Genomic DNA, 25,824 nt, shown 5'->3' with positions numbered 1-25,824 from the left:
AGAAAACGGTTTATAAATCGATGATCTTATGATATATTTAGCGATAATAAATAATTGGTATATCCGTCAAGGAGGCGGCACACGTGACAACCTATGCAGAGTTAGCGATGAAGTATCAGACGGTCCCAGCGGTGGCAACCGAAATGGTCAACCTCAATGCGATACTGAGTTTACCGAAACCCACCGAGGCGTTCATGAGTGACATTCACGGGGAGTATGATGCTTTTCAGCACGTATTGCGTAACGGTAGCGGGAATGTGAAGGCCAAAATTAGAGATTGTTTTCACGATGAGATGACGGAGCAGACGCTGCAAGAATTTGCTTTTTGGTTTACTATCCTTCAGAACGCGTTGCGGCCGTCCAACAACAGTTACAAGGCGATGCGCTGCAGCAATGGTATCTGACGACGATTCAACGCTTAGTACGTCTGCTCGCTTTTACGGCGACCAAGTACACGCGCTCCAAGGTCAGAAAAGCGATGGCACCCGAATTTGTGTATATCACAGAAGAGCTGCTCTATAACGATGCGGATACGCCTGACAAGCTGGATTATTACTGGCAGATCATCAAACGCGTGATTGCGCTCCAACAAGCAGATGGCTGGATCGAAGCGACATGTCGCACGATTCAGCGGCTCACGGTCGATCACATTCACATCGTGGGCGATATCTATGATCGCGGCCCGGCGCCTGATCAGGTGGTGGAGTCGTTGATTCGGCGCCAGACGGTCGACATTCAATGGGGGAATCACGACATCTTGTGGCTGGGTGGGGCTGCGGGTTCGGCGTTGTGTATCGCAAACCTGATTCGCATCTCGGCGCGTTACAACAACCTCGCTATCTTGGAAGACGCGTACGGCATCAACTTGCGGCATTTGGCCCTGTTTGCGGAACGCTACTATCAAGATAATCCCGCTTTTCGGCCCAACATGGATCGCAATGAGACGCAGATTTCGGTGGCCGAGCGCGACCAGATCACGAAGATTCATCAGGCCATCAGTATCATTCAATTCAAGTTGGAAGGCCCGGTAATTCAGCGCCGCCCCGAGTTTGAGATGACACATCGCTTGGTGCTCGAACACATCAGCCACGATGGCCAATCGATTCATCTCAATGGCCATGATTACCCGCTGATTAATGGCGCATTCCAGACCATTGATTTTGATCACCCCTATGCGCTATTACCGGAGGAGCAGGAGTTGGTCGATCAGCTGGTGACGGCATTCACGCACTCGGAGAAATTACGCCGCCATCTCGATTTCATCATGGCGCATGGGGCGATGTTCTTGCGGTATAACGGTAATCTGTTGCTGCATGGCTGTGTACCGGTGAAAGACGATGGGACTTTTGCGGGGCTCACCATCAATGGCAAAACCTATTCGGGCCAGGCACTCTTTGAGGTGCTGGAACGCAATTTGCGCTTGGCCTATGCTCATCCCGAAAATAAGAATGATTTGGCAACCGACTTGCTGTGGTACCTCTGGACGGGTCCTTATTCACCGCTGTTTGGTAAACACGATATGACAACGTTCGAGCGGTACTTCATCGATGATAACGCCACACATTTTGAAACCCCGAACCCTTACTACGCGATGCGGCACGACCGCGACTTCATTCAGCGCTTGCTCAAGGAATTCGGCTTGAATCCACAGACGGGTCACGTCATCAACGGCCATACACCGGTTAAAAAAGGTGATTCCCCGCTGATGGCAGCAAACCAGATGATCGTGATTGATGGTGGTTTCTCCAAACCGTATCAAAAAACGACCGGTATCGGTGGCTACACGTTGCTCGATAATTCATATGGCATGCAGTTGGTCACGCATCAGCCGTTTACCAGTAAACAGGCTGCCATCGCCAACCTAACGGATATCGTCTCGACCAAACGGGTTGTGCAACAGGAATTACATCGGCGAACGGTAGCGGAAACCGATATCGGTCAAGAAATCATTGCCCAACTCACAATGCTGGGCCAGCTCTTGTCGGACCTGCGCGGCTGATTTGGCGGATGATTACATTTCTGTTATGATTAGTATATGGAATTACTAAACTAAATGGATGAGGTGACCAATGAAATTTAACCGACCGACCAAAACGATTATGATGTTTGTTGCACTCGAAATCATTGCGATCAGTATTAATTTCTTCTTTGCACCACATGGCGTTGCGGCCGGTGGGGCCACTGGGATTGCGATTCTGATGCAAGAAGTGGCGAAGATTCCGGTGGGGCTCACCACGATGGCTGTTAATGCAGTGATGCTGGCGCTCGCTTGGTGGCTGCTGGATCGTGCCACGGCCAAGCGCATTTTACTGGGAAGCGTGACGCTGCCCATCTTACTTGCCATCACGCCACAGGCTATGATTGTCGAAGATCGACTGCTCGCGATTATTGTGGGTAGTGTGATTTTTGCCATTGGGGTTGCCATGTTGTATCGCATCGATGCCTCCAGTGGGGGAACAACCGTGCCGCCACTCATCTTCAAGAAATATTTTGGCATCAAACCGGCACTCGGATTACTGGCAATCGACTTTGTGGTGGCAACGTTCAACATTCCTGTTGCCGGCCTTGAGGCATTTATCCTCGCGCTGTTCTCGATTGTTCTGACCAGTATTGTCATGAACTACATTGAGACCGGGTTTGATCGCAAAAAGGCGGTTTACGTGATGAGTGGGGTGGCGACTGCTGACCTCAAGGCACACATTCAGGCTGACTTAGCACACGGATTAACGGTGCAACACGTCACGGGCGGTTTTTCAGAGGAAGCACGCGATATGCTGATGATTGTCGTTGAACAGAGCGACTTCAAGCGTTTGATCGATACGATTCATGAGGTGGATGCGAATGCGTTTATCCTGGCCGTCGAGGCGACTGAGGTTCACGGTGGCTATCGTATGGGCGAATAATCTCAGTGCCAACCAGCTTCGATGCCACTAAAGTGAGAGTTTGATGATTGTGATTGGTATCGCTTTACTTTTATACGCATTATGAGTTATATTCGGGGCACTGGGAGTCAGAAACGGTTGCGCGTGTGGCCGTGGTCTACGTTCGACATTTTTGTAGCCATCATTGCTAGCTGACAATCAGTAGCTGGGCGGCAGATCAGCTGTCTCAGCCAAGCTTGTGGGTTTGATGGAACAAATCGAGTGTCGTAGGAGGAATTGGAAGAATGGGCAACGAAAGTCAGTATACAGAAGCACAAACGGCTGTCTTAAAAGAATTCAAGCGCGATATCGGACATCTGAATGCATTATCGAACGCCAGTCGGCAACAGTTAATCTTAATTTTGGGCAGTGTGACTGCCGAACACGGGATTAAGGTGAATGATCTGGCTGAACGAATCGGGTTGTCACAACCAGCGACATCACATCACCTCAAGATTTTGAAGGATATCGGGATGGTTGATTCGCGGCAGGTTGGGAATATCGTCTATTACTACCTGACTTTAGATGACACGGTTGATCGCTTGGAAAAGATTCTGACGGCACTGAAGCGGCAGATGAAAGAAGAAAAAGATTAATCAGTTAACACGAAATAAGTACCAGAAGTTGTGACAAAAGGAGACTGTGCCAACCCGCAAGGGTGAGGGCACAGTCTCCTTTTTGTCTTTCACCCCCAGCAACATGTTATGCTGAAAATAGCACAGAAAACACATGATTTTCTGATTGGTCGACCTTGTGTGAAGAAAAGATGCCAAAGGTGTTAAGTTTTTGGGAAACGCTTGCATTAATTGCTTCAAGGCGTTACGCTTAACTTGTAATATTGAAGAACTTAAATATTGGGGGTAGTCTCATGGCACAACATGCTTATATGATCGGTACTGGTATTGGTAACTTGGCAGCAGGGATCTATTTGATTCGCGATGGTGGCTGGCGTGGTGAACAAATCACAATGTACGGCTTGGATACGCACGGGGCCAATGATGGTGCCCCCGTATCAGATTATGAAGATGAATACGGCAACGGCCCATTGAAAGATAGTCAAGGATACTTGGCTAAGGGCGGCCGGATGTTAAATGAAGAAACGTACGAGAACGTCTGGGACATCTTGGCTTCAGTGCCATCACTCGATAATCCAGGCCAAAGCGTCACCGATGATATTTTGAACTTTGACCACGCGCATCCAACTCACGACGTTGCGCGGTTGATCGATCGCAACGGCTTGCGTATCGGACCGGACAAAAACAACTATCGGCACATGCAGTTCAACAACAAGGATCGGGCGCTACTCACCAAGTTGATGATGACACCTGAAAAGGATGAACAGAAGTTAAACGATATCAGTATCGCTGAATGGTTCAAGAACAGTCCACATATTTTTGAAACCAACTTCTGGTGGATGTGGCAGACCACTTTCGCCTTCAAGAAGGTCAGCAGCGCTATGGAGTTGCGGCGCTACATGAACCGGATGATTTTGGAATTCAGTCGGATCAATACGCTTGAAGGGGTTACTCGGACACCTTACAACCAGTACGAAAGCATTATTTTACCAATGCGCAAGTACCTGGAAGACCGCGGCGTCGAATTCGTCAATAACCGTAAGATTACCGAATTCGTCTTTAAGGACACGCCGCTGCAAGATGACATTATTGTGACTGGATTGAAGTATCAAGATGTGACCGGCGACAAGGAGAGCGGCGAGATTGCCATCAACGAAGATGATTTTGTCTTCGATACCAATGGTGCCATCACGGATTCTGCCTCAATTGGGGACTTAAACACACCCGCTGTGGAAAACCATGAGTACGCACCAAGCGCACAGTTGTGGAAGCAAGCGGCCGATAAGTTCTACAACTTAGGTCATCCAGACAAGTTCTTTAATGACCGGTCGCAGAGTGAGTGGGCAAGCTTCACCGTGACAACAAACAATCATTATCTGCTGGATCAAATCACGCGGATTACCAATCAAGCACCCGGCAATGCGTTGAATACATGGATTGACAGTACACCAACGATGTCGATTGTTGTGCACCATCAACCACACTTCAAGGCCCAAAAGCCAAACGAAACCGTCTTCTGGGGCTACTTCTTGTACCCACGGCGCAACGGTGACTTTGTTCAAAAGCCAGTCGTTGAAATGACAGGGGCAGAGATGCTTGAAGAATTCTTGGGCCACCTGGCTCGCACCGACAAGAGCGCCGACAATATCGGTAATCACCACGATGAAATTATGGCTTCGATCGTCAATGTCATTCCTGTCTTCATGCCATACGCTTCCGCACTCTTCAATCAGCGGGCCATCGGTGACCGGCCTAAGGTAGTGCCTGATCACAGTAAGAACCTGGCCTTTGTCAGTCAGTTCGCTGAAATGCCGTTTGACATGGTCTTCACTGAACAATATTCCGTTCGCGCGGCTCAGATGGCGGTTTACACCTTCTTAGGGATTCCATTGGCGGAGATGACACCAATGCATCACTACGAAAAAGATCCTAAGGTCATGCTGCGGGCAACACGGACCATGTTCCGTTAATCAAAAGGGGGATACACACATGAAAGTATTCAAACATCTTGTTAAAGGCTTACTCATTGTCGCGATGGTTGCTTGCCCTGTGTTCTTCATCGGTAAGCGGTACTTTGACCACTTGAATGACTAATTAGCTGGCTGATAGAACGTGTTTTGACGCGGTTGTTGCAGCACGTTTAGTCGGTAGCAATCACAAAATAGAGGCTCTGACAAAATGAATTTTGTCGGAACCTCTATTTTATTTGTGTTATAACGCCACGATCTCAAAGCGCCTTTTGTCGCATCTTTGCCCTCTTGATTGCGCAATCGCGCGCCAACAGGTAAACTAGCTAAGATTATAAAAGGAGTGGCGCGTGTGGTTTTAATTCTTGATCTCTTAGTGGCCTTAACCACGATTTATTTTGTCATAAACTTGGGCCGTGATGTGTGGCAACACCGCGAAATGGCCAAAAAGAACCCGCGGATGGCCGGATATTACCGTTCACCGCGAGCTTGATTTTTTCTTATCGACACTTGGCGCCTCTGACTTTGCATTGAGTTCAGCTATCTATACCCGTTTGGGTTGGACTACCGTGCGCAAATTACCTGGAACGGTGAATGCACAGTGTATCTTGCCGCTGGCCGTGATGACGGTTGCCTATCTCAGCCGCGTGCAGGTGAGTTGGTGGCTACTGGTGATGTGTATCATCGCGCAGGTGATCGGCGCATACATCGGGCCACGACTCGTGATGCGGTTGCCAGATCGTATGATTCGCCTCAGTGTCGGCGTCGGGTTGCTGGTTTCTGCGGCCCTACTGCTGGCCAATCAACTGCACTGGGTGCAAACCACGGGTAACGCCACGTCACTGCCCGTTGGCAAGGCCATCTTGCTTGCGGCCTTACTGTTCGTTTATGGCGCGTTAAACAACATCGGCATCGGCTCATTTGCGCCAACCATGGTGACGGTCAGCTTCTTTGGTATGAGCCCACTGGTCGCATTTCCCATCATGATGGGCGCCGCCTTTTTCTCCATTGTTGTTGGCAGCACGGTCTTCATTCAAGCCGGAGCCTACAGTCGCAAAATCGTGAGTTACACCAGTATTTTTGGCATCATCGGCGTGCTAGTGGCAGTATTCATCGTGGGCCAACTCCAAATGACCGTGATCAACTGGATTATTTTGGCCATCCTGATCTACGCCGCATTCATTCTGTTGCGACCAACCGCAGATGAGATTGAGGCCTAAAGCATTATTGCTCCGGAATAAAAGTGCATGAGGCAATATTTTGGCGGCGCACTTCTGCGTCATCGAGGCGCGTTGCGGTTTCAAAGGTAGTCATGGGTGCGGTTTTGGTAAGAATGTTTCGCCGCGACTGATCTGGGCGGTGGTGAGATACTGCACCGTTGTGGCCGTGAAATTGACCACTTTGACAGTCCCTAGGGTTTCGGTGGTATACCATTGTTCACGTTGCAAATTGATTCCAACCTTTCTTGAGTTGTGAGCAGAGTTGACATTAACTAGTGCTATGATACACTGAATTCATCATTCACAGGTCAGAGAAGCTCAGTAGGATGTCATCATTGGTTCAGAAAGTTGGTGGTCGCTGCAAACCAATCCATGATGATAGCTGAATTACACCTTCACAGCGTCTGGCATCGGGTCGTGCCGTTATCCACTAGAGCGATGACAATTGTCATAATTTGGGTGGTACCACGGTAAATAATCGTCCCTAATCACATTTTTGTGGTTAGGGACTTTTTTTGTATCGCCGAACCTGTGAACAAAAAGAGGAGGAAATAAGCATGGCAGAAAATATTATCGATGAACTCGCTTGGCGTGGCGCATTGAACCAATTGACGGATGAAGACGGGTTACGTGAACTGGTCTCAGAAAAGTCCGTTGGGATCTATGTTGGGACTGATCCAACAGGGAACAGTTTGCACGTTGGGCACTTGATTCCATTCATGATGCTCAAACGATTCCAATTGATGGGCCACCATCCCGTGATTTTGATCGGTGGTGGGACCGGTTCTATCGGTGATCCATCCGGCCGTAACTCTGAACGGGTCCTGCAATCGATGGACCAAGTGCGTGCTAACCAAGCTAAGTTGACCGCACAGATGGAAAAACTGTTCGGGACAGAAAACTTCCGCATCGTGAACAACTACGACTGGTTGAGCAAGATTTCACTGCTCGACTTCCTGCGCGATTACGGGAAGCTTTTCAGTGTGAACACCATGTTGGCCAAAGACGTGGTGGCGAGCCGGCTTGAAGCGGGTATTTCTTATACTGAATTCACCTATCAAATTCTGCAAGCGGTCGATTTCTTAACCCTGTTTGAACAAGAAGATGTACAGGTACAATTGGGCGGTGCCGATCAATGGGGTAATATCACAGCCGGTATCGACTTGATTCACCGGATTAAGGGCCAAGATGCCAAAGCATTCGGGCTCACCAATCCTCTGATGTTGAAGTCAGATGGGACTAAGTTCGGTAAGTCCGCTGGTGGTGCCATCTGGTTGGACCCAGAACAGACCTCACCATACGAGTTCTATCAATTCTGGTTCAATCAAGACGACGCGGATGTTGAGAAGTTCCTGAAGTTCTTTACCTTCTTATCTAAGGAAGAAATCGACGCCTTAGTGGTTGAAACAAAGGAACATCCTGAACGTCGGGCCGCACAACGTCGCTTAGCGCAAGAAGTGACCCGCTTTGTTCACAGCCAAGAAGCTGTTGATCAGGCCGAAGCTATTTCTGCTGCGTTGTTCTCCGGTGATGTGACTGCATTGACCGCTGAAGAAATTGAACAGGGCTTCAAGCAATTCCCAAGTACGACGGCACCCGTCACACCAGAAAACATTGTGACATGGTTGGTCGACACAACGAAGATTGAATCTTCCCGGCGCCAGGCTCGTGAAGATATCCAAATGGTGCCATCACTATCAATGGGACCAAGCAAACTTCACTCGAGTTTGAAGTTGATCCGAGTGCCATGTTTGACGGCCGCTTTGTGATTGTTCGCCGTGGGAAGAAGAAGTACTTCTTAGTTCGCGTCCAGTAATCAAAAACAAGTGCGCCACCACACGGTTTGACTGTGAGCACTAACGGGCCTAACAAAGCAATCGTGGGTTTCGCGATTGTTGCTAGGTGGGTTAGGTGAAACAGGCAGTGTGGTGGTATACGTTTGGGTACCATATTCAAAAAATAGCGGCAATGTCACAATTGATGGTTGTGGCATTGTCGCTATTTTGTATCAGGCATAAGTATGCTTCTCTCATTTAATTGTCAGTTGTATGTGACCACCATTTTCACGGCGAACACGACAATCTTCAATTTGTCATGCAGCTCTTTTGAATTTGATGATATACTGAGCATAACAACCAATAATGAAGATTCTGTAAACGCTGTTTTAAGATTTGTCAAACATTGAGAAAGGGTGTGTGACCCCGTGCGATATACAGTAGTGGGTGCGTCGTATCATCAAAAATCATTGTCCGTGTTTTATGCCGGACTGGACGGCCAAGAGATTAATAGTTACGAGGCTGCGCAGGAAGAAGCGTTACGCTTGCTGGAGGCTGAACTGCAAACCAGCAGTCAACCTGAAATTCAAGCATTAGCTGAGACTGTCAGTGACTTCCAAAAGCATGAGGTGCTTGATCTCAATGACTTGGATAATAAGACCAGTGAGGCGTTATCCGTGAGCTGGTTTGATGATCATCATTTGTGATTGCCGTGATGAATGCCAAGGAGAGCTATCAACTGCATCTTGAGGTGTTGCCAACGCTAGACGCGGAAGATTAGCGTCGGGTTGGTCAAACAGATTTAAGCGATTACGTTTATCCGAGGACCGAAGCTATGACCATCCCACTGGGTTTGGCATAGCTTTTTGTTTTATGAAAAAGTATCGCAAGTCGCGCTAAGGGCAAGCTTTTGTTAAAATAGAAGAAATAATGAATGGGGGGTCAATCATGACGACCGCGCACAAATTGATTGTCATCACAGGCGCAACGGGGACTGGGAAAACCACAGTGAGTCGCTATCTGACGGAAACATATAATATTAAGCGGGTGATGACACACACCACACGCCCAATGCGTCCGGGGGAACAAAATGGGATTGATTACTACTTTGAGACACCAGCAAGCATGGCCACCAAGCATTTGATTGAACACGTGACCTATGCGGGGTACGAATACGGGAGTTCCCGTGAATCGCTACATAAAGCCTGGCAAAAAGCCCCATTTCTCAGTATTGTGCTCGATACCAAGGGCGCCATTACTTATACGCAGACCATTCCCAATGAAATCGTGGTGCTGTTCTTGACGATTGATGATCCGACTGTGCTCAAGGAACGCCTCACCAAGCGCGGCGATGATCCCGAAATGATTGCCAAACGGCTCAACAGCCCCGAGTACTCACGCGATCTCGCATTACCTGAAGAATTGAAGGACGTGGCCCATGTGATCACCAATAATCGCTGGGAAGAAGCCAAGCAGCAGATTGATCAATTCATCAAGGATCTCGCCTGGCAAAGTATCGATCAACATTAGTTGTAACAAAGCATTAAAAAATGGTTTTGGCACGCGATGCCCGTTAAATACACATCTTGAACCAATTTAGAGAATCGGTCTATGTCAAAATAGATCGATTTTCTTTATTTTCGTTAAAGTATCGTAAAGAAGCGTAAAGAATCCATGGTGCTGCTGTAACACGGGTGTAAAGTCCCTGGGCTATGATAGATCTCGTTGATGAGGAAAACCATCACAATCGAATTGATAAAGTTCAATTCCATTCTAGTTAACGGAGGATCTATTCTTGAAAAGTTTAAAGAAGCGTTTGGTGACAATTGCAGCAGCAGGTATGATTGGTTTGACCGGTATGAGCTTTGGGACTCAAAGCCAATTAGTGGCTGCCGCTAGTGCCGGTGAAGTGGTCACCATTAATTATGTTCCTAATTACGGGATTGCGGTTTGGGATTCACCACAAGCAAATCATCATGCGACAGGTAAGACCTTAAAGCACAATTCATCATGGAAAGTGGTTGCTAAGCAGGTTGTTAATGGTAAGACATGGTACAACCTGGGTGGCGCACAGTGGATCGAGGGTGCTTATACCATCGATGGTTATCCCGTCCCAAGCAACACAGTCGTGACCATTAACTACAAGCCAAATTACGGCATTGCGTCTGGAATTCACCAGAGGCAGGTCACCAAGCAACAGGTAAGACATTGAAACACAACACCACTTGGAAGGTTGTCAGCAAGCAAGTTGTCAATGGTAAGACATGGTACAACTTGGGTGGCGCACAGTGGATTGATAGCACCTATACAATTAACGGCTATCCTTCTGTTTCTCAAGCACCATCCGCACACCCTGATTACACAGGCCAGACAAATACCTATCCATGGGGCCAATGCACTTACTATGTTAAGATGGTCGCGCCTTGGGTTGGTAACTACTGGGGTAATGGGACACAATGGGGAACTTCCGCTAAGCGTGTTGGCTTCAGTGTGAATAAGACACCACAAGCTGGTTCCGTTGTTGTCTTTACCGCCGGCCAATGGGTTGGTTCATGGCAAGCCGATCGATACTACGGTCACGTGGCTTACGTGAAATCTTACAATCCAGCCAACAACAGCATCACAATCACTCAAGGTGGAATGGGCTTCAACAGCCCAACTGGTCCTAACACACAAGTGGTTCCTAATGCGACCAACTTCTCCTACATTCATCGTTAAAAGATAATCGAATGAAAAGCAAATAAGCGTATTCATGAACAAAGTTTAGCCAATAAAGATAGAGTGAGACTTAACAAGCCAGTTAGGTCTCACTCTATTTTTGAATTGTGCTTATTGTAACGATTCGTTATTGATAATCACATTAACCAAAAGCGAATTGTTTTACAAAGGAATTTCTTTTGTGGCAGCACTGTGACAGGTTTGTCGTCTTATCTTGACGATTCTGTAACATTTGTGTAACAATGGTCCGCTATGCTTATCTATGTAATCAAATGAACAATACAAAAATTCAAGTGACGTATCTCTGGAGGAGAAAACTTTGAAAAGTCTCAAAAACATTTGTTAAGCATCGCTGTTGCATCTTTGTTGGGTTAGTGGGTATCGGTATTGGTAGCCAAACGAACAATGTTGACGCTGCTAGTAAAGATAATGTGATCACAGTTAACTATGTACCAAACTATGGGATCGCAATTTGGGACTCACCAGAAGCAGGCCAACATGCCACAGGCAAGTACTTGCAACATGGGACATCTTGGAAGACCTTTGCCACACAAGTTGTTAATGGTAAGACATGGTATAACTTAGGCGGCGCACAGTGGATTGATTCAACCTATACCATTGATGGTTATGCACCAATCGCACAAGCACCTGCACATCCTGATTACACCAGCCAGATTAACACTTATCCATGGGGCCAATGCACTTACTACGTTAAGATGGTTGCACCTTGGGTCGGTAACTACTGGGGTAATGGTAACCAATGGGGCGCTTCAGCTAAGAAGGTTGGCTTCAAGGTTGATAATCAACCAGCTGCTGGTTCTGTTGTAAGTTTCGCTAGCAACCAATGGGTTGGCGGCTGGCAAGCAGATCCATACTATGGTCACGTGGCTTACGTGAAGTCATATAACCCAGCTAACAACACTATCACCATTACACAAGGTGGTATGGGCTTCCGCACACCAACTGGACCTAACACACAAGTTGTGTCTGGTGCATCAAACTTCACATATATTCACCGTTAATTCGAAATTAATCTGAGAGAGCTTGTGAAACCTTCGGGGGATGTCACAGGCTCTTATTTTTATGAATTTATTGACTAATCGTGTTCCAAAAGGTTGAGAATTCCGGTTAACAAGAAGTGTGCGAACTCGCGTTTAGCAACTGAGCACCAGCATGGGTTCGTTTTAATTGGTAGTTTCTGCCAATGACGAACCAAGCTGGGCGCAAGTTGTTACGAGTTCAAACACGTTAACGGATTGTTTCAAATCCTAAATTCGGGATTTATCACCAATCCCTGTTAATCCTCATTCTCAGACCACCTTTTATCACAACTTTTCTTTTCTTGTGCCACAATCACCAACCGGCCAAATGAAGGGCCGATCGCACCGAATGAATCGTTGTTTGTGACAGCGTGAGACAGAGAGCAAATAACCGTCTCAATCCCAATCGCATCCCGTTTGTGGCGATAAAAAAGCCCACATAAGTATTAGCGATTAGTGATATTGTCATATAAAGAATGGAAGTGTAATGTTTCCTTGTCCGATCTGTAACAGTGGTGTAATAAAGTTTCGGTAAGATGTTTCATGTACTCAAGTGAACGACAAAAATTCAAGTGACGTAACTTATGGAGGAGAACATCTTTGAAGAGTCTTAAAAAGCATTTGGCAGGTATCGCAGCAGCAGCATTCATCGGGTTAGTTGGGATTGGGTTTGGCGGTCAAGCTAATCACGTTGACGCCGCAACAGCTGGGCAAGTGATTACAATCAACTACGTGCCCAACTACGGTATCGCCGTATGGAACTCTCCAAACGCTGGCAAAGCCGCTACAGGCCAAGTCCTGAAGCATGGTACAGCTTGGAAGGTAACTGGCACAAAGACAGTTAATGGTAAAACCTGGTATAACTTGGGTGGCGCACAATGGATCGACGGTAGCTACACCGTTGATGGTTATGCACCTGTTGCCCAAGCACCATCCGCTAAGGTTCAAGCTGTTATCGCTTTAGCTAAGAAGCAAATCGGCAAGCCATATGTCTGGGGCGCTAAGGGTCCTTACAGCTTTGACTGCTCCGGTCTCATGTACTACGTCTTCGCTAATGCTGCCGGCAAGAACATCGGTGGCTGGACCGTACCTCAAGAAAGTGCTGGGACACAAGTTTCACTCAGCAACTTAAAGGCCGGCGATTTGGTCTTCTGGGGTAGCCGTGGTGCGACTTACCACGTTGGCTTATACATCGGTAATGGCCAATACTTACATGCACCAGCTCCTGGTCAAAGTGTTAAGATTCAAAGCTTATCATCATACGGCCCAAGCTTCGGTGTTCGTGTTCTGTAATCAAATCGACAATTAAAAAGGCGCTGTGCAAAACCATTTGGTTTTGCACAGCGCCTATTTTTGTTTGAACCGTGTGACTAATAATAGATGCAATTAGCCCACAAAGGCCATGAAAGCTTGCGTTGAGAGGTCGAGTTGCGCCAGTGTGGCGGGGTTTGTGATATCACCTTCAGGCGTGAATTGCTTGCCTGAGAAGCTGATCAGGACCTCGTTGCTAGGTAAGACGCGCGCGCCGATACCTGGTGAATCCAAAATCTGGCGCAGGTGCATCTGTGCGCGTACCGTGCCCATCGGACCTAATGATGCGCCAACCAACATGACGGGTTGCTGGTCGATAGGGTGGACCACACGTGAGCACCAATCGAGGGCATTCTTCAGACTGGTTGGAATACTGTGATTGTGTTCTGCTGTGGCAATGATAATGCCATCCGCTTGGGCAATCTGATCGCGAAAGGCCGTGACCACAGGTGATGGTGTTGTTTCGATATCCTGAGAAAAGAGCGGTAGATCACCCGTTTCAAGGAGTGTTAAGTCAAATTGATCCGCATAGCGGCGCTTCATGAGTTGCAGTAACTGCCGATTGCGTGATCCGGACCAATTGTTGCCGACGATACCAACGAAATGTTTCATAGATGTTCCCCCTAATTTTCCGCACAAAAAAAAGACGATCGCAAAATGATCGTCAGTTGTGCGATGATGGTAGGACGATCACCGCTTTCATTGTAGCATATTATTTGGCTTGCTTCTTAGCGGCCTTGATAATCCGTAATGCCCGAGAGCGGGTCCGGCCGTTCTTGCTCTTCATGCGACGTAATGCGCTTGCGTAATCTTGTTTTCTGCCATAATTTCGTTCTCCTTTAGATTGCTTGATTGTCGTAGCTGTGCTAGACTAAGTTCAGTTAATCGTAATCAATACGTTTTATTATACTTACTTTTCGTCAGTTGTCAACATGTGGAGGATTTCAAAATGACGAACACGGGAATTGCCATTGAAGCGTTAAAGGCAGGCGGTTTGCGGCTGACCAAACAGCGCACGGACCTGCTCGAATTTCTGAGTGATAATCAAGATGAATACATTGAAGTGACCAAAGTTGATGATCACATGCGTGGCTTATATCCTGGTCTGTCGCATGACACGATTTATCGAAACATCAAGTCATTTGAGGATCTCGGCATCATTGAAACCCATATGCAGGGTGAACAGCTCGCAGTGAAGTTTCAATGTGATTTCCAGCATCCACATCATCATCATTTCATCTGTCAACAGTGTCATCGCGTGACAGAGCTTGAGATGTGCCCGATGGATTTCTTTGAAGCCCAGTTACCTGGTGCTAAGATCACGGGCCACCGCTTTGAATTGTATGGTATATGTGCTCGCTGCCAACAGGCCAATGCCTGAGACACGCAAGTATTAACACTAAAAAAGGGACTGTGACAAGACCGGCGCGTTTGTCACAGTCCCTTTTTGATGTCATCGATAAATTCCCTAAATCTCGGGGCAAATCGTCAATTCTTCAAAATTTTGGGGTAAGATAAAACTTAATTAGAGGGGGAAGACAAGTATGGCATATCGAACGGCACCATTGTTATCACCAGCAGCGATTGTGTCGCTGATTATTTTTGTCAGTGCATATAACGTCATTAACACCATCAATCCAGTGAACCAGCCAAAATCATCAGAGGCTCAGAGTTCATTGGTTTCAAAAATTCAATCAGAGTCGCGACAAAAGGCGTCAAGTAGCGCCAGTTCCGAGAGCAGCGACTCATCGAATTCCACAAGCAGTAAGGATGATTCGTCCTCTGAACAATCAGACAGTAGCTCAGAGACGTCCAGCAGCGCGGAGACATCAAGTAGCGCGTCTTCTGCGGACAGTTCCAGTCAATCATCCACGCCTGATGAGAGCTCAAGCAGTGCCAACAGTAGTACAAGCAGCAGCCAACCACAGAGTAGCTCAAGCAGTAGTCAAAAGCCAGACGCATCCTCGAGTTCGAGTGCACCGGCAGCCAATACGAATGAAAGCAGTGTGGAATCCACCACACAAAATGATAACTAGACAAGTTTAGAGGTATCGGGGGAAAACTCATGTTAGCAGCTTTAGATATTTTGAATCGCCTGCTGGGGTACTTTAATATTCAAGATAAGCCCAAAGGCCAGGCGTTTACGATTGTCGCGTTGATTGCCAATTTCTACTTGCTGTACATTGGTATTCAGAATGTACGGTATCCGGATTTTCGTTGGCGCGGTATTTTCTTTTTAGCGGTATTCTTCGTGCTGTTATATTTCATCGTGTTGAATGTTTTTATTACTTCACCGACAAGAAGGTGCCCTTTGACATCTCGCCTAAGGTTGAAAAAGCCTTGGGCGGTAACTCGGCAGCCAAGAAGGCCGCAGAGCAGGCACTGGTTGCTAAAACACAAAACAGTCCTGCCACAGGGGTGTTTGCTGATGACAAAATTCTACCGGCCACGATTGCCAGTGATACCACCCAGCAAGCCAATATCGACGAACTGACGCGCATCTTGCTTGAGCAGGGACTCTTTGCGCTGGATTATCAGGGACTCGATGAGACGGCCATCAAGAACGTCGCTCAAAAGACCAAGCAATCCGTATACGCGATGGGTGGTCCGGTGGAGTTACCGTTTTTGATCTGCAACAACAAGAAAATAATTTGGTTGTTTTTGGCGGTCTCAATGCCCTGACTGCAAAACCGCTGGGAACGGTAACAACAGTGGGATTGACACCAGTCGACAAAGCACAGACCCAATATCAGTTTGCGGTCGCACATGCCTATCTCACGGGCGGAGAATACAAGCAACTCGGGCGCAGTGGCCTGATTACAAAGCGTGATTCCTATACATTAACGGTGCAACTGGCCTATACTGAAAAATGAGAGTTGCATGAAGGAAGTATTGCGTGTTTCTCAACAAATCTGTAAAATTATTATCTAAGGTCCAATACTGAAGGAGGGGATAAGATGTCAATGATTGAGTTTCATGACGTCGAAAAGTACTACGGCAAGTTTCATGCCCTAAAGGATATCAACCTGACAATTGATCGAGGCGAAGTGGTAACGATTATCGGACCATCTGGTTCTGGTAAGAGTACCTTACTGCGCACGATTAATGGCTTGGAACGGATTACCTCTGGTCAATTGATTGTTAATAACTTTGACTTAGCAGATAAGAAAACCAACATGAACCGGATTCGTAAGAATGTGGGGATGGTTTTCCAACACTTTAATCTCTACGCGAATAAGAACGTGTTAGACAATATTACCCTTGGACCTGAACTTGTGTTGAAGCGCAACAAAGCTGAGGTGCAAAAGGAAGCCATGGAGTTACTCGACATGGTCGGTTTAGCTGACAAGGCGGAAAGCTTCCCAAGTCAGCTCTCTGGTGGGCAAAAGCAACGTGTTGCCATTGCCCGTAGTTTGGCAATGAAGCCACGTGCCATCTTGTTTGATGAACCTACCAGTGCGCTGGATCCCGAAATGATTGGTGATGTGTTGGATGTTATGCAACAGATTGCTAAGCAGGGGATGACCATGGTCGTTGTGACCCATGAAATGGGCTTCGCACGTCGCGTTGGTGACCGGATTATTTTCATGGCGGATGGCCAGATTCTTGAAGACTCGCATGATGTGAATGAATTCTTCGATCACCCAGATGAACCACGGGCTAAGGAATTTATTAGCAAGATCATTAATCACTAGGAGGCGATCAAATGAAACGTCGACTACGATTGTTGCTCCCGATATTGTTGCTGGGGCTGACTCTGGTTTTGAGCAGCTGTGGTAAGAGTGTCGCGGAACAAGATGTGTATACCACCACCAAGGCCAATAAGACCATTATTTGGGGGGTTAAGGCCGACACGCGCTTGTTTGGATTGATGAACATCAAGGATAGTGAAATTCAAGGATTCGATATCGATATTGCTAAGGCAGTGACCAAGGCGATGTACGGTAAGGATGCGAAGGCAGAACTGGTGCAGGTTACCAGTGATACCCGGGTGCCATTACTCAAAGCCGGGAATATCGACGCCGTGATTGCCACCATGACAATCACCCCAGATCGGAAGAAAGTATTGGATTTCTCAACGCCATACTTTAATGCGGGGCAATCCCTGTTAGTGAAGTCCGGCAGTCCAATCAAGTCAGTTAAAGATCTGAAAAAGGGCACCAAGGTGATCGGGGTCCAAGGTTCTAATTCTGTGTTAAATATTAAAAAAGCGGCACCCGAAGCGACTGTGTTGCAGCTCTCTGATTACGCGCAAGCCTTTACAGCGTTGAAGTCAGGTCAAGGGGACGCACTGACAACCGATAATGGGATTTTGTATGGGATGTCCAAGCAAGATCCTAATTATGTCGTTGTCGGCGGCAGCTTCACCAAGGAACCATATGGGATTGCCGTGAACAAGGGTCAAACCAAGTTCGTGAAGGCGATTGATCAAGCGCTCATTGACATCAAGAAAGATGGCACCTACGCCAAATTGGTCAATAAGTGGTTTGGCGAAATTCCAGGCTTTAGTATCAAGGAGGTGGGGTATTAATGATTTCAATTCTAACCTCTCATTGGGGTGACTTGGTTTCTGGGTTGGGTTACACGTTAGCCGCGAGTGTGCTCGCACTGATCGGTAGTTTGATTATCGGAACCTGTTTGCCTTGATGGAAATTTCAACCACACGTTGGGTCCGCATGGTAGGTAAAACCTATGTTGAAGTGATTCGCAATATTCCATTATTGGTGATCACCATGGCTTTTACGTGATTGTGCCGACATATATTGCTAAGATTGATGGCTTCACTGCTGGGACGATTGGGTTAACCATTTATACCAGTGCCTTCATCGCTGAAACAGTGCGTGCCGGGATTGAAGCTGTCTCCACTGGTCAGATGGAAGGCGCGCGCAGTGTTGGCTTGAGCTATGGTCAAGCCATGCGCCAAATCGTTTTCCCACAGGCGATTAAGATGGTGATTCCACCACTTGGTAACCAATTCATCAACTTGGTTAAGAATTCGTCTGTGTTAGCCTTTGTGGCTGGTTTTGACTTGATGTATCAAGGCAAGATCATTGCCTCGACAACCTTTAACACCTTTGATACTTATCTGGCTGTTGGTGTCTTGTACTTAATCATCACCATGCCGATGTCGTACTACATGCGGCATCTCGAAAAGAAACTGGCGTAGGAAGGGGGGACTAGCATGCAAAACTTTATTGATGCGTATTCGTGGATCAACTTGCGTTACCTGTTAGAAGGCTTGTGGATTACCATTGAAGTCTCCGTGATTTCCATCTTCTTCAGTTTCATTATCGGGACGTTGCTGGGAATTGCACGGTACGTGAAGGTCAAATATTTCTCCGCAATTGTGGGCTTTATTATCGATTTAATTCGGAACCTGCCATTGCTGCTGATTCTGTTTTTCACTTACTTCGCACTTCCCGATATTGGGATTCGGTTGGATGTGGTCACCTCGTCTATCGTGGCGATGACCATTTTCGAATCGGCGATGTTAGCGGAAATTGTGCGTAGTGGGATCAATGCCGTTTCAATCGGCCAGATGGAGGCGTCCCGGAGTAATGGGATGTCTTACTATCAAACCATGCGCTACATCATCATGCCTCAAGCATTCAAGAAAATGATTCCACCAATCGTGAGTCAATTTATCTCGTTGGTGAAGGATACCTCACTGGCAACGATTATCCTGTTGCCTGAGTTGACCTATCACTCACAGATTATTTACGGCCAAAACATTAACTACATGATTCCAATGTTTGTGGCGTTAGCGGTGATGTACTTCATCGTCAACTTTGCCCTTTCAATGGCATCACGGATGTTAGAAAAGCGATTGGCAAGCTAATAGCAAGTGCAGTTGTGACAAAGTAAAATAAAAAAGCGTTGTGATCACCCTCAAAAGGTGGTCACAACGCTTTTTGTTTGGTTAGAAAGAGGTGGAGGAGTGTGGTTACAGCATAAACGCGTTCACAAGGCCAAGATACTCCGCCTAACAAAAACTAGCGCCAATTGCACGAATCGCAATTTGACGCTAGTCTCGTTAGTGCTCACAGCCAGACCGTGTGGCTTCGCACTCTAAACGTGCTCGCATCCCCAACAATCTCCGTTTGGCCACTTTTCACTCGTGCCATGGCTGGCACCACGTTCAAAGTCTGCTAGTACTCGATTGTTAAACGGGGATTGTCGCACTCGCTATTCCGTTACTTCATACTTTTCCAACTGGCCGGCCTGCACCGCGTTCACGATGGTGGTAATCTTCGTGCCGGTTTCGGTGTAGTCGGTTGCCTTAACCGCCGTCTTTTCATTGATGAAGCTGACGATTTGGCCATCGGTGAATGGTACCAAGTAAGTCTTTTCCTGATCTTCCGCAAAAATCAATTGCGTAATCATTTCGGTCAAAGCCTTCAGTGACTTTGGATCCTTAGCGGAGTAAACCAGTTGATGACCATTGATCTCTGGATAGGTGGTGTCTTCACGCTTATCAGCCTTGTTGTAGGCCTCAATCATTGGAATGTTTTCAATTCCGATTTCCTTCAAGGTCTTCTCGGTGATTGCCATCATCTCACGATAGTTGGGATCAGCATAGTCGACAACTTGAATCAAGAGGTCGGCATTGGCTGCTTCGGCCAAAGTGGCCTTAAAGGAATCAATCAGGTTATGGGGCAACTTGCTGACAAAACCGACCGTATCACTCAGTAAGAACTGGCGATTATCGGGCAGCGTCAGCGCACGCACACTGGTGTCCAAAGTGGCAAACAGCATGTCCTTTTCAAACACTTGCTTGTCTTCTGGCCGGTCCGCATAGAGATCGAGCAAACCGTTCATGGTTGTTGACTTACCAGCGTTGGTGTAACCCACAAGGGCCACAACGGGCAGCTGATTGGTTTGGCGCTTGGCGCGGCGAACTTCTTCCCCAACGTCGGCATCACGCAAGTCTTGACGCAAGTGAGCAATCCGCTTGGTCAAGATCCGGCGATCCATTTCGAGTTGGGTTTCACCAGCCCCACGGTTAGCGAAGCCACCACCGCCACCTTGTTGGTCCAGACGGTTGGCACTTGGATGCAAGCGTGGTAAGGCGTATTTCAATTGCGCGATTTCAACTTGGGTCTTGGCGGTCTTAGAACGCGCACGATCCGCGAAAATATCGAGAATCAGTTGGGTGCGATCGACAACGCGGCGACCGAGTTGCTTTTCAAGGTTGCGCAATTGTGAAGGGGATAGTTCGTCATTGACCAACACGGTGGTAGCCTCTAAGATGTCAGCTTCTTGGCGGATTTCGTCGACTTTCCCACTCCCAAAATAGGTTGCGGCGGTCTGACGATCCACGTTGGCGCATTTCACCGACGACGGTGTAGTTGTTTGCTTTGGCGAGTTCGCCTAATTCTGTCATGGTGTAATCAAAATCTGGTTGTTGCTTTGAAATACCGGTGATGAGACTTTTTCGTTATTTTCGGGCATAAATTGCCTCCTTATATTATCCGGTCGATACACAAATCAAGTGCGGCAGTGGCACACAAAAAGCCCACAGCAGCCATAACGGTGACCTCTGTGAGCCTTAAAAAACGGCCACGAATGATTAGCGACTAATCATATTGGTGAAAACCAGCAATGTCAGATGTGCATCGAACCTATTCAATTGACTATTGAAATTGCACATAACGTAAGCGCATTGCTGTTCACTCCCTTAATTTGATAGTGCAAGTGTATCATGTTTGTGTTAAAAAACCAAATTATTCAGCTGTTTGACCGGTCCGACCATTGTGGGTGGCGCGCATGCAGATGTACAGCAGAATGGCGTCAACCACAATGATGACAGGCACCTTAACGCCCATTGCCCAGTGACTGAACAGGTTGGTGGCCATTCCGTAACTGGAGAGGCCGAGTAAGCTGACAATCAACAGTGCAGTCATGACCAACCAACTGCCACGTGAGAAGGCACGACCGTTGTTTTGTTGCTGGCGCTTAGCCACCCACGGCAGGCTGAAACCGAGCAGCACCATGCCGATAGGGACGATGATGTTCAAGCTCAGCATCTTGGTGAATGTCGCGCTGCCCATCTCGGCGTCGGTTGGGAAGAAGCCCAGAACGGCGAATGCCAAGGTGATGACAAACATCCATGTCCCTACGATGAAGCCCAGATTGTGTGACTTGATGTACGTATAATCCGGTGTGGGATAGCGATCGCTGTGCAGCCGCACCATCATGTAGGCCCAGAATAGGAAGAGAGTCGACATCGGTGAAACAATCCCGTTCAGATTCAATAACCAGTTGAAGATATCGTTGACCTGTGGCAGTAGGGCGGCCAGGGCCATGATGACCGTACAGATAATTGTTGTCATCCAGTAACCGTTGATCGGCAGGCCATCCGAGCTCATCTTGGTCAATTGACTCGGCATGAAGCGCTTGGCCACGTCACCTAAGAAAATCCGGGTGGATGCATCCAGAATCACGGCGAGTTGCGCCAACATGTAGATGCCTTGCACGACCGCGAAGACATACATCAGCACATTGCCCATGCCGAACTGTTTCCCGATGGCTTGAAAGGCGTAGTAGGAGCCATTCATCTTCAAATCATTGGGTAGGTGATGCGCATTGAAGTACACGCCCAGACTGAATGTCCCAAACAGGGTCAGGAACATGGTCATGATGGCAATCATCTTGAGCGCCTTAGGGAAGTCCCGGCTCGGATTCTTCATGTCCTTGGTGTATGGTGCGGCCAGTTCAGATCCGTTCATCGCGAAGATAAACAGTCCAAACGTCGACAGGAAGCCCCAGTCGATTTTCTTCGGGATAAAGGCGCTGAGATCAAATGGTTGCGTCTTGATGCCGTTGCCTGTGTGAGGCCGACCACGGTCATAATCACAAACAGAATGGTCATGATAAACATGGCGCCACCACCGATTGTGGAAAGCAATTCGAGACTTCTGTTTTTGAAGAAGTGCTGTAACCAGATGAAAATAATAAAGATAGCGGCCGTCAAAATTCCAAACCAAGCGTTACCCAAGTTGTCCTGGATGTTCCCGTTGCCGTTGGTCAGCCAACCCAGTGAGATAACCACGGAGTTTGCGACATCGACCACGTAAGGCAAGCCGGTAATCCAATAGAACCACGCGGCGTAGTAACCGAATGTGTCGCCGTTGGTTTCTCGAATCCAGCTGGTGATTCCGCCACCATGTTCTGAGAAGGTCGAGCCCATGTGTGCCACAATCAGGTTGTAAGGAATCACGTACAGGAAGGTCATTAAGACCCAACTGGTCACCGCGACCAGGCCCTGATTTTGAAAGTTGTAGATGATGTCGTCAAAGCCGATAACGGTCACAAAGTCCATCAGCCCAACAATCATCCACGGAATATAGTGTGGGGTTTGTTTTTCGTTCATTATTGTCCTCCAAGTAAGTCAGCAGTATCGCGTCAACTGGTCCCGCTTGTCGGCGCTTTGTTGCAGTAACACATCGTCATCATCCTTTATTTTTACTGTTTTATGCCGTTATTCATTATACTGATTATGGAAGCTAGGTACAGCAGGTTTGGACCAATTTCTGAAAATTGACTTAACAATTTCTTTATATCCCTTACAAGGTTGTTAGGTAGACTGTTAGGCAAAGCTATTTCTTAGAAGCCGAGTTCTCGATACAATGGGGTTAACAAATTAATTCGGAGGGATTTATATATGGCAAACAAGCCTGTCGTTACCGTTGAGGCGGTCACCAAAACTTACGGGAAAGCAAATGAAAAACAATATCAAGCCTTAAAGGGTATCGATTTCACTGTTGAACAGGGAGAATTTGTCGGCATCATGGGGGCATCTGGTTCGGGTAAAACCACATTGCTCAATATCTTGAGCACATTGGATACTCCAACAACCGGTAAGGTAAGCATTAATGGTCAAGATGTCACGCAATTGAAGGGCAACAAGCTGTCTGATTTCCGCGCCCAACAAATTGGCTTCATCTTCCAAGACTTCAATCTGCTAGAGAACCTCACTGCGCGCGAAAACATTGCCCTACCAATGGCCTTGCAAGGCGTTGGCACCAAGAAGAGCGACGTCGCGGTCGACAAAATCGCCAGCACATTGGGCATTGATCACGTGTTGGATCACTATCCAACGGAATTATCCGGTGGGCAAAAACAGCGGGTCGCCGCAGCACGGGCCTTGGTTCAAGAACCAGCCATTCTGTTTGGGGATGAACCTACTGGCGCGCTGGATTCTAAGAGTGCGCGTGAACTGCTCGATACCATGCATAACTTGAATCAAGAACAGGGCGTCTCCATTCTGTTGGTCACCCATGATGCGTTCTCCGCAAGCTATGCGGAACGCATTTTGTTCATCAAGGATGGCCAGATTGGCCAAGAGCTGATTCATGGTGATAAGACGCAGGAAGAATTCTATCAAGAGATTCTCAAAACCGTCGGCACATTCCAGCAATAGGAGGACAATCATGCTAACAAAACTTGCAATGAGTGGCCTCAAGAACCGATTCCGTGATTATGCGGTCTTGTTTTCTGGTTTGGTAATTGCCAGTGCCATCTTCTACATGTTCATGGCACTTGCGACCAATCAAGACTTTGTGAAGGCCAACTCAACTGTCGCAGCAGCACCCTTTGTTTTCGGCTTTGGGGCCGTGTTATTAGCCATCATTACCTTGGTCTACATCATCTACGCCAACACGTTTCTGATGAGCATGCGGCAGCGCGATTACGCCATGTTTATCATGCTGGGGGCCAAAAGCAGTAAGATTGGCCAACTGATTTTTATTGAAACGGTGCTTGTCGGATCCCTGGCAACGGTGGTGGGAACCGTGTTCGGGGTGGGCCTCACCGCCATTACCGGGCGACTGTTGATCAATCAACTGCACGCGACCGTGAAGCACTTCTCAGCATTCTGGTTACCGGCGCTGCTCATCACCTTTATTTTCTTCATTATTTTGTTCGTGATTGCGGCGGTCATGAACCAGTCGCGCTTACTCAAAACACCGGTATTGCAACTGTTGCATGCCGACCAGACGCCTAACCGCACCCGCCAAAAGAAGCCGATGTTAATCGCCCAAATCGTTTCAGCAATTGTGTTATTGGGTATCGGCTACTGGTCAATGAAGGCCATTGTTCAGCTGCAATTGTTATCGATTCCGATTGCGTTAGTCACCATCGTTTTGGGGACTTACTTCTTATTCAACTCAGTGTTCGTCTGGTTGATCAGTTTGTTGAAGCGTAATCGCAATTTTGCCGGGAAGGGCATTCGCACCTTCACATTGGCGCAATTAAGCTTCCGAATTCGTGATTACACTAAGATTTTGTCCGTGGTCTCCATTCTCTTTGCGCTCGCGCTGGGGGCAATCACGGTCGGTATTGGCTTCCGCAACCAGATTTCACTGTTTGCGAGTTATGGCAGTCAATACGATGTGGTGCTGCATAGTCCAAGTGCTGCCACACAACAAAAGTTAAGCAACTGACGGATGTCACAAGCACCGTGACTTACCAGCAAAAGCACGACAGTAAGAACATCTATTACCTGACCAGTGAGTTCGAAGCGCACCCATTGTTAGCGAAGGCTTCAAGCAATATCGCCTCAACCAAGGTCACCAAAATCACTCCGTCTACGTACAAAGAATACAGTCCTAGTGCGTCCGCACTTCAGGAATTGGCACCATTTAAGCAGCGCGATTTGGCAGTGAAGTTTGTGTCAGCGTCAGCGTTTGCGGCTATTCCTGGTACCACGAGCACGGCCACAACGTATCGTGTGAAGAGCTTCGATGACAACTATCAGGCGATTGCGGCCTTGGTGAAGGCTGATCGCAAGGCTCAAGGCATGGGCGAACAAGCCTATGGTCTCAGTGGCAAGTTTGATTCCTATGAGGTGGCCAATGCGCTGTTCTCAGGGATGGAATTCATGGGCTTCTTCTTAGGAATTGCCTTCCTTGCCATGTTGGCCTCAACCTTGATGTTCAAGATTCTCTCTGGTGCAGCCTATGACCAAGTGCGCTACCTGATGTTACAAAAGATTGGGACGCGACCTAGTGTCTTGAAGCACTCCATTCGTCAAGAAATCGGTGCCTTGTTCCTGTTGCCAGGGATTGTCGGTGTTGTCCACGTGCTGTTTGGGTTACAGCTGTTTAAGGCATTGATGGTGAATCCATACGCCAATTTGTGGCTGCCATTTGGAATCTTCATTGTGCTTTATGGCATCTACTACTTCTTAACGGTCTGGCTCTATCAGGGCATTGTGATCGACAAGGAATTGAATTAAAAAAGCTGTGACATGAAAAAAAGGTTGCGCTCTTCCCAATGCGGAAATGGCGCAACCTT

Annotated in this window: 17 protein-coding genes, 10 pseudogenes and 1 other annotated feature; of the genes and pseudogenes, 22 read left to right on the top strand and 5 right to left on the bottom strand. The window is 47.6% G+C overall.

Annotated elements, in window-relative coordinates; all coding sequences use genetic code 11:
- The first annotated feature begins 83 nt into the window (after positions 1 to 83).
- The 6 genes and pseudogenes from JCM17471_RS04860 to JCM17471_RS04840 all read left to right on the top strand — a co-directional run bounded on the left by JCM17471_RS04860 (position 84) and on the right by JCM17471_RS04840 (position 6,683).
- Positions 84 to 1,999, top strand: a pseudogene (locus JCM17471_RS04860) (fructose-1,6-bisphosphatase).
- Positions 2,000 to 2,069: 70 nt separating this feature from the next.
- On the top strand, positions 2,070 to 2,903 hold the full coding sequence (locus JCM17471_RS04855) for a YitT family protein (RefSeq protein WP_054777025.1): 834 nt from the start codon (positions 2,070 to 2,072) through the stop codon (positions 2,901 to 2,903).
- A 263-nt stretch (positions 2,904 to 3,166) separates the two neighbouring features.
- Positions 3,167 to 3,517, top strand: coding sequence for an ArsR/SmtB family transcription factor (locus JCM17471_RS04850; RefSeq protein ID WP_054777024.1), 351 nt, complete (start codon positions 3,167 to 3,169; stop codon positions 3,515 to 3,517).
- Between the two features lie 272 nt (positions 3,518 to 3,789).
- Entirely contained in the window at positions 3,790 to 5,466 is a 1,677-nt protein-coding gene (locus tag JCM17471_RS04845) for an oleate hydratase (protein WP_054777023.1), read from the top strand.
- 349 nt (positions 5,467 to 5,815) lie between these two features.
- A complete protein-coding gene (locus tag JCM17471_RS15015; protein ID WP_225354127.1) occupies positions 5,816 to 5,956 on the top strand; it encodes a hypothetical protein in 141 nt (46 codons plus the stop codon).
- Positions 5,957 to 6,032: 76 nt separating this feature from the next.
- Positions 6,033 to 6,683, top strand: a complete 651-nt coding sequence (locus JCM17471_RS04840; protein ID WP_263849413.1) for a sulfite exporter TauE/SafE family protein — start codon at positions 6,033 to 6,035, stop codon at positions 6,681 to 6,683.
- Between the two features lie 90 nt (positions 6,684 to 6,773).
- Here the strand turns inward: JCM17471_RS04840 and JCM17471_RS13985 are convergent, their stop codons facing one another.
- Positions 6,774 to 6,911 (bottom strand): hypothetical protein, encoded by a 138-nt coding sequence (locus JCM17471_RS13985; protein ID WP_156321603.1) that lies wholly within the window; start codon positions 6,909 to 6,911, stop codon positions 6,774 to 6,776.
- Positions 6,912 to 6,984: 73 nt separating this feature from the next.
- Positions 6,985 to 7,172, top strand: a binding site (T-box leader).
- Between the two features lie 68 nt (positions 7,173 to 7,240).
- On the opposite strand from JCM17471_RS13985, the pseudogene tyrS reads away from it, so the two are divergent.
- The 7 genes and pseudogenes from tyrS (at position 7,241) to JCM17471_RS16215 (ending at position 13,509) form a co-directional block, all read left to right on the top strand.
- Positions 7,241 to 8,499: pseudogene (tyrS, locus tag JCM17471_RS04835) on the top strand (tyrosine--tRNA ligase).
- Between the two features lie 387 nt (positions 8,500 to 8,886).
- Positions 8,887 to 9,165, top strand: coding sequence for a hypothetical protein (locus JCM17471_RS04830; protein ID WP_162208353.1), 279 nt, complete (start codon positions 8,887 to 8,889; stop codon positions 9,163 to 9,165).
- Between the two features lie 241 nt (positions 9,166 to 9,406).
- Positions 9,407 to 9,988: a nucleoside/nucleotide kinase family protein gene (locus JCM17471_RS04825; protein ID WP_054777020.1), complete on the top strand. Its 582-nt coding sequence runs from the start codon at positions 9,407 to 9,409 to the stop codon at positions 9,986 to 9,988.
- Positions 9,989 to 10,253: 265 nt separating this feature from the next.
- Complete coding sequence (locus tag JCM17471_RS04820; RefSeq protein ID WP_054777019.1) at positions 10,254 to 10,670, top strand: hypothetical protein; 417 nt, start codon at positions 10,254 to 10,256, stop codon at positions 10,668 to 10,670.
- 167 nt (positions 10,671 to 10,837) lie between these two features.
- Positions 10,838 to 11,176: pseudogene (locus JCM17471_RS13980) on the top strand (CHAP domain-containing protein); the annotation flags it as partial.
- Between the two features lie 650 nt (positions 11,177 to 11,826).
- Positions 11,827 to 12,198: pseudogene (locus JCM17471_RS14630) on the top strand (CHAP domain-containing protein); the annotation flags it as partial.
- A 618-nt stretch (positions 12,199 to 12,816) separates the two neighbouring features.
- Positions 12,817 to 13,509: a C40 family peptidase gene (locus JCM17471_RS16215; protein ID WP_147661008.1), complete on the top strand. Its 693-nt coding sequence runs from the start codon at positions 12,817 to 12,819 to the stop codon at positions 13,507 to 13,509.
- Between the two features lie 93 nt (positions 13,510 to 13,602).
- Here JCM17471_RS16215 and JCM17471_RS04800 read toward each other — a convergent pair whose 3' ends face one another.
- Both JCM17471_RS04800 and JCM17471_RS14425 read right to left on the bottom strand, forming a co-directional pair.
- Positions 13,603 to 14,139, bottom strand: coding sequence for an NADPH-dependent FMN reductase (locus JCM17471_RS04800; RefSeq protein WP_054777016.1), 537 nt, complete (start codon positions 14,137 to 14,139; stop codon positions 13,603 to 13,605).
- A gap of 100 nt (positions 14,140 to 14,239) precedes the next feature.
- Positions 14,240 to 14,344: pseudogene (locus tag JCM17471_RS14425) on the bottom strand (putative metal homeostasis protein); the annotation flags it as partial.
- A gap of 132 nt (positions 14,345 to 14,476) precedes the next feature.
- On the opposite strand from JCM17471_RS14425, the gene JCM17471_RS04795 reads away from it, so the two are divergent.
- The 7 genes and pseudogenes from JCM17471_RS04795 to JCM17471_RS04760 all read left to right on the top strand — a co-directional run bounded on the left by JCM17471_RS04795 (position 14,477) and on the right by JCM17471_RS04760 (position 19,366).
- On the top strand, positions 14,477 to 14,908 hold the full coding sequence (locus tag JCM17471_RS04795) for a Fur family transcriptional regulator (RefSeq protein ID WP_054777015.1): 432 nt from the start codon (positions 14,477 to 14,479) through the stop codon (positions 14,906 to 14,908).
- A gap of 163 nt (positions 14,909 to 15,071) precedes the next feature.
- Positions 15,072 to 15,563, top strand: coding sequence for a hypothetical protein (locus JCM17471_RS04790; protein WP_054777014.1), 492 nt, complete (start codon positions 15,072 to 15,074; stop codon positions 15,561 to 15,563).
- Positions 15,564 to 15,592: 29 nt separating this feature from the next.
- Positions 15,593 to 16,400, top strand: a pseudogene (locus JCM17471_RS16430) (DUF6681 family protein).
- A gap of 84 nt (positions 16,401 to 16,484) precedes the next feature.
- Positions 16,485 to 17,222 (top strand): amino acid ABC transporter ATP-binding protein, encoded by a 738-nt coding sequence (locus JCM17471_RS04775; RefSeq protein WP_054777011.1) that lies wholly within the window; start codon positions 16,485 to 16,487, stop codon positions 17,220 to 17,222.
- An 11-nt stretch (positions 17,223 to 17,233) separates the two neighbouring features.
- Positions 17,234 to 18,058 carry a transporter substrate-binding domain-containing protein gene (locus JCM17471_RS04770; RefSeq protein WP_054777010.1) on the top strand — a complete coding sequence of 275 codons (825 nt, stop codon included), beginning with the start codon at positions 17,234 to 17,236 and terminating at the stop codon, positions 18,056 to 18,058.
- A pseudogene (locus JCM17471_RS04765) lies at positions 18,058 to 18,694 on the top strand (amino acid ABC transporter permease). Before JCM17471_RS04770 ends, JCM17471_RS04765 begins: the two are co-directional and overlap by 1 nt.
- Before the next feature lie 15 nt (positions 18,695 to 18,709).
- Entirely contained in the window at positions 18,710 to 19,366 is a 657-nt protein-coding gene (locus JCM17471_RS04760; protein WP_054777009.1) for an amino acid ABC transporter permease, read from the top strand.
- Positions 19,367 to 19,713: 347 nt separating this feature from the next.
- Here the strand turns inward: JCM17471_RS04760 and hflX are convergent.
- Positions 19,714 to 20,911, bottom strand: a pseudogene (gene hflX / locus JCM17471_RS04755) (GTPase HflX).
- Positions 20,912 to 21,251: 340 nt separating this feature from the next.
- Positions 21,252 to 22,900 (bottom strand): annotated as a pseudogene (locus tag JCM17471_RS04750) (APC family permease).
- 291 nt (positions 22,901 to 23,191) lie between these two features.
- Between JCM17471_RS04750 and JCM17471_RS04745 the strand changes: the two are divergent.
- Positions 23,192 to 23,950, top strand: a complete 759-nt coding sequence (locus JCM17471_RS04745) for an ABC transporter ATP-binding protein (RefSeq protein ID WP_054777008.1) — start codon at positions 23,192 to 23,194, stop codon at positions 23,948 to 23,950.
- 10 nt (positions 23,951 to 23,960) lie between these two features.
- Positions 23,961 to 25,765 (top strand): annotated as a pseudogene (locus JCM17471_RS04740) (FtsX-like permease family protein).
- The last annotated feature ends 59 nt before the right edge of the window (positions 25,766 to 25,824 follow it).

It is taken from the genome of Lacticaseibacillus saniviri JCM 17471 = DSM 24301 (genome assembly GCF_001311785.1).
GTDB lineage: Bacteria > Bacillota > Bacilli > Lactobacillales > Lactobacillaceae > Lacticaseibacillus > Lacticaseibacillus saniviri.
This window is presented reverse-complemented; position numbering and strand designations above follow the sequence as displayed.

Excerpts from the sequence above, each read along its gene's own strand:
- JCM17471_RS04855 (WP_054777025.1), top strand. The coding sequence starts at position 2,070 with ATGAAATTTAACCGACCGACCAAAACGATTATGATGTTTGTTGCACTC.
- JCM17471_RS04850 (WP_054777024.1), top strand. The coding sequence starts at position 3,167 with ATGGGCAACGAAAGTCAGTATACAGAAGCACAAACGGCTGTCTTAAAA.
- JCM17471_RS04845 (WP_054777023.1), top strand. The coding sequence starts at position 3,790 with ATGGCACAACATGCTTATATGATCGGTACTGGTATTGGTAACTTGGCA.
- JCM17471_RS04825 (WP_054777020.1), top strand. The coding sequence starts at position 9,407 with ATGACGACCGCGCACAAATTGATTGTCATCACAGGCGCAACGGGGACT.
- JCM17471_RS04800 (WP_054777016.1), bottom strand. The coding sequence starts at position 14,139 with ATGAAACATTTCGTTGGTATCGTCGGCAACAATTGGTCCGGATCACGC.
- JCM17471_RS04795 (WP_054777015.1), top strand. The coding sequence starts at position 14,477 with ATGACGAACACGGGAATTGCCATTGAAGCGTTAAAGGCAGGCGGTTTG.
- JCM17471_RS04790 (WP_054777014.1), top strand. The coding sequence starts at position 15,072 with ATGGCATATCGAACGGCACCATTGTTATCACCAGCAGCGATTGTGTCG.
- JCM17471_RS04775 (WP_054777011.1), top strand. The coding sequence starts at position 16,485 with ATGTCAATGATTGAGTTTCATGACGTCGAAAAGTACTACGGCAAGTTT.
- JCM17471_RS04770 (WP_054777010.1), top strand. The coding sequence starts at position 17,234 with ATGAAACGTCGACTACGATTGTTGCTCCCGATATTGTTGCTGGGGCTG.
- JCM17471_RS04760 (WP_054777009.1), top strand. The coding sequence starts at position 18,710 with ATGCAAAACTTTATTGATGCGTATTCGTGGATCAACTTGCGTTACCTG.
- JCM17471_RS04745 (WP_054777008.1), top strand. The coding sequence starts at position 23,192 with ATGGCAAACAAGCCTGTCGTTACCGTTGAGGCGGTCACCAAAACTTAC.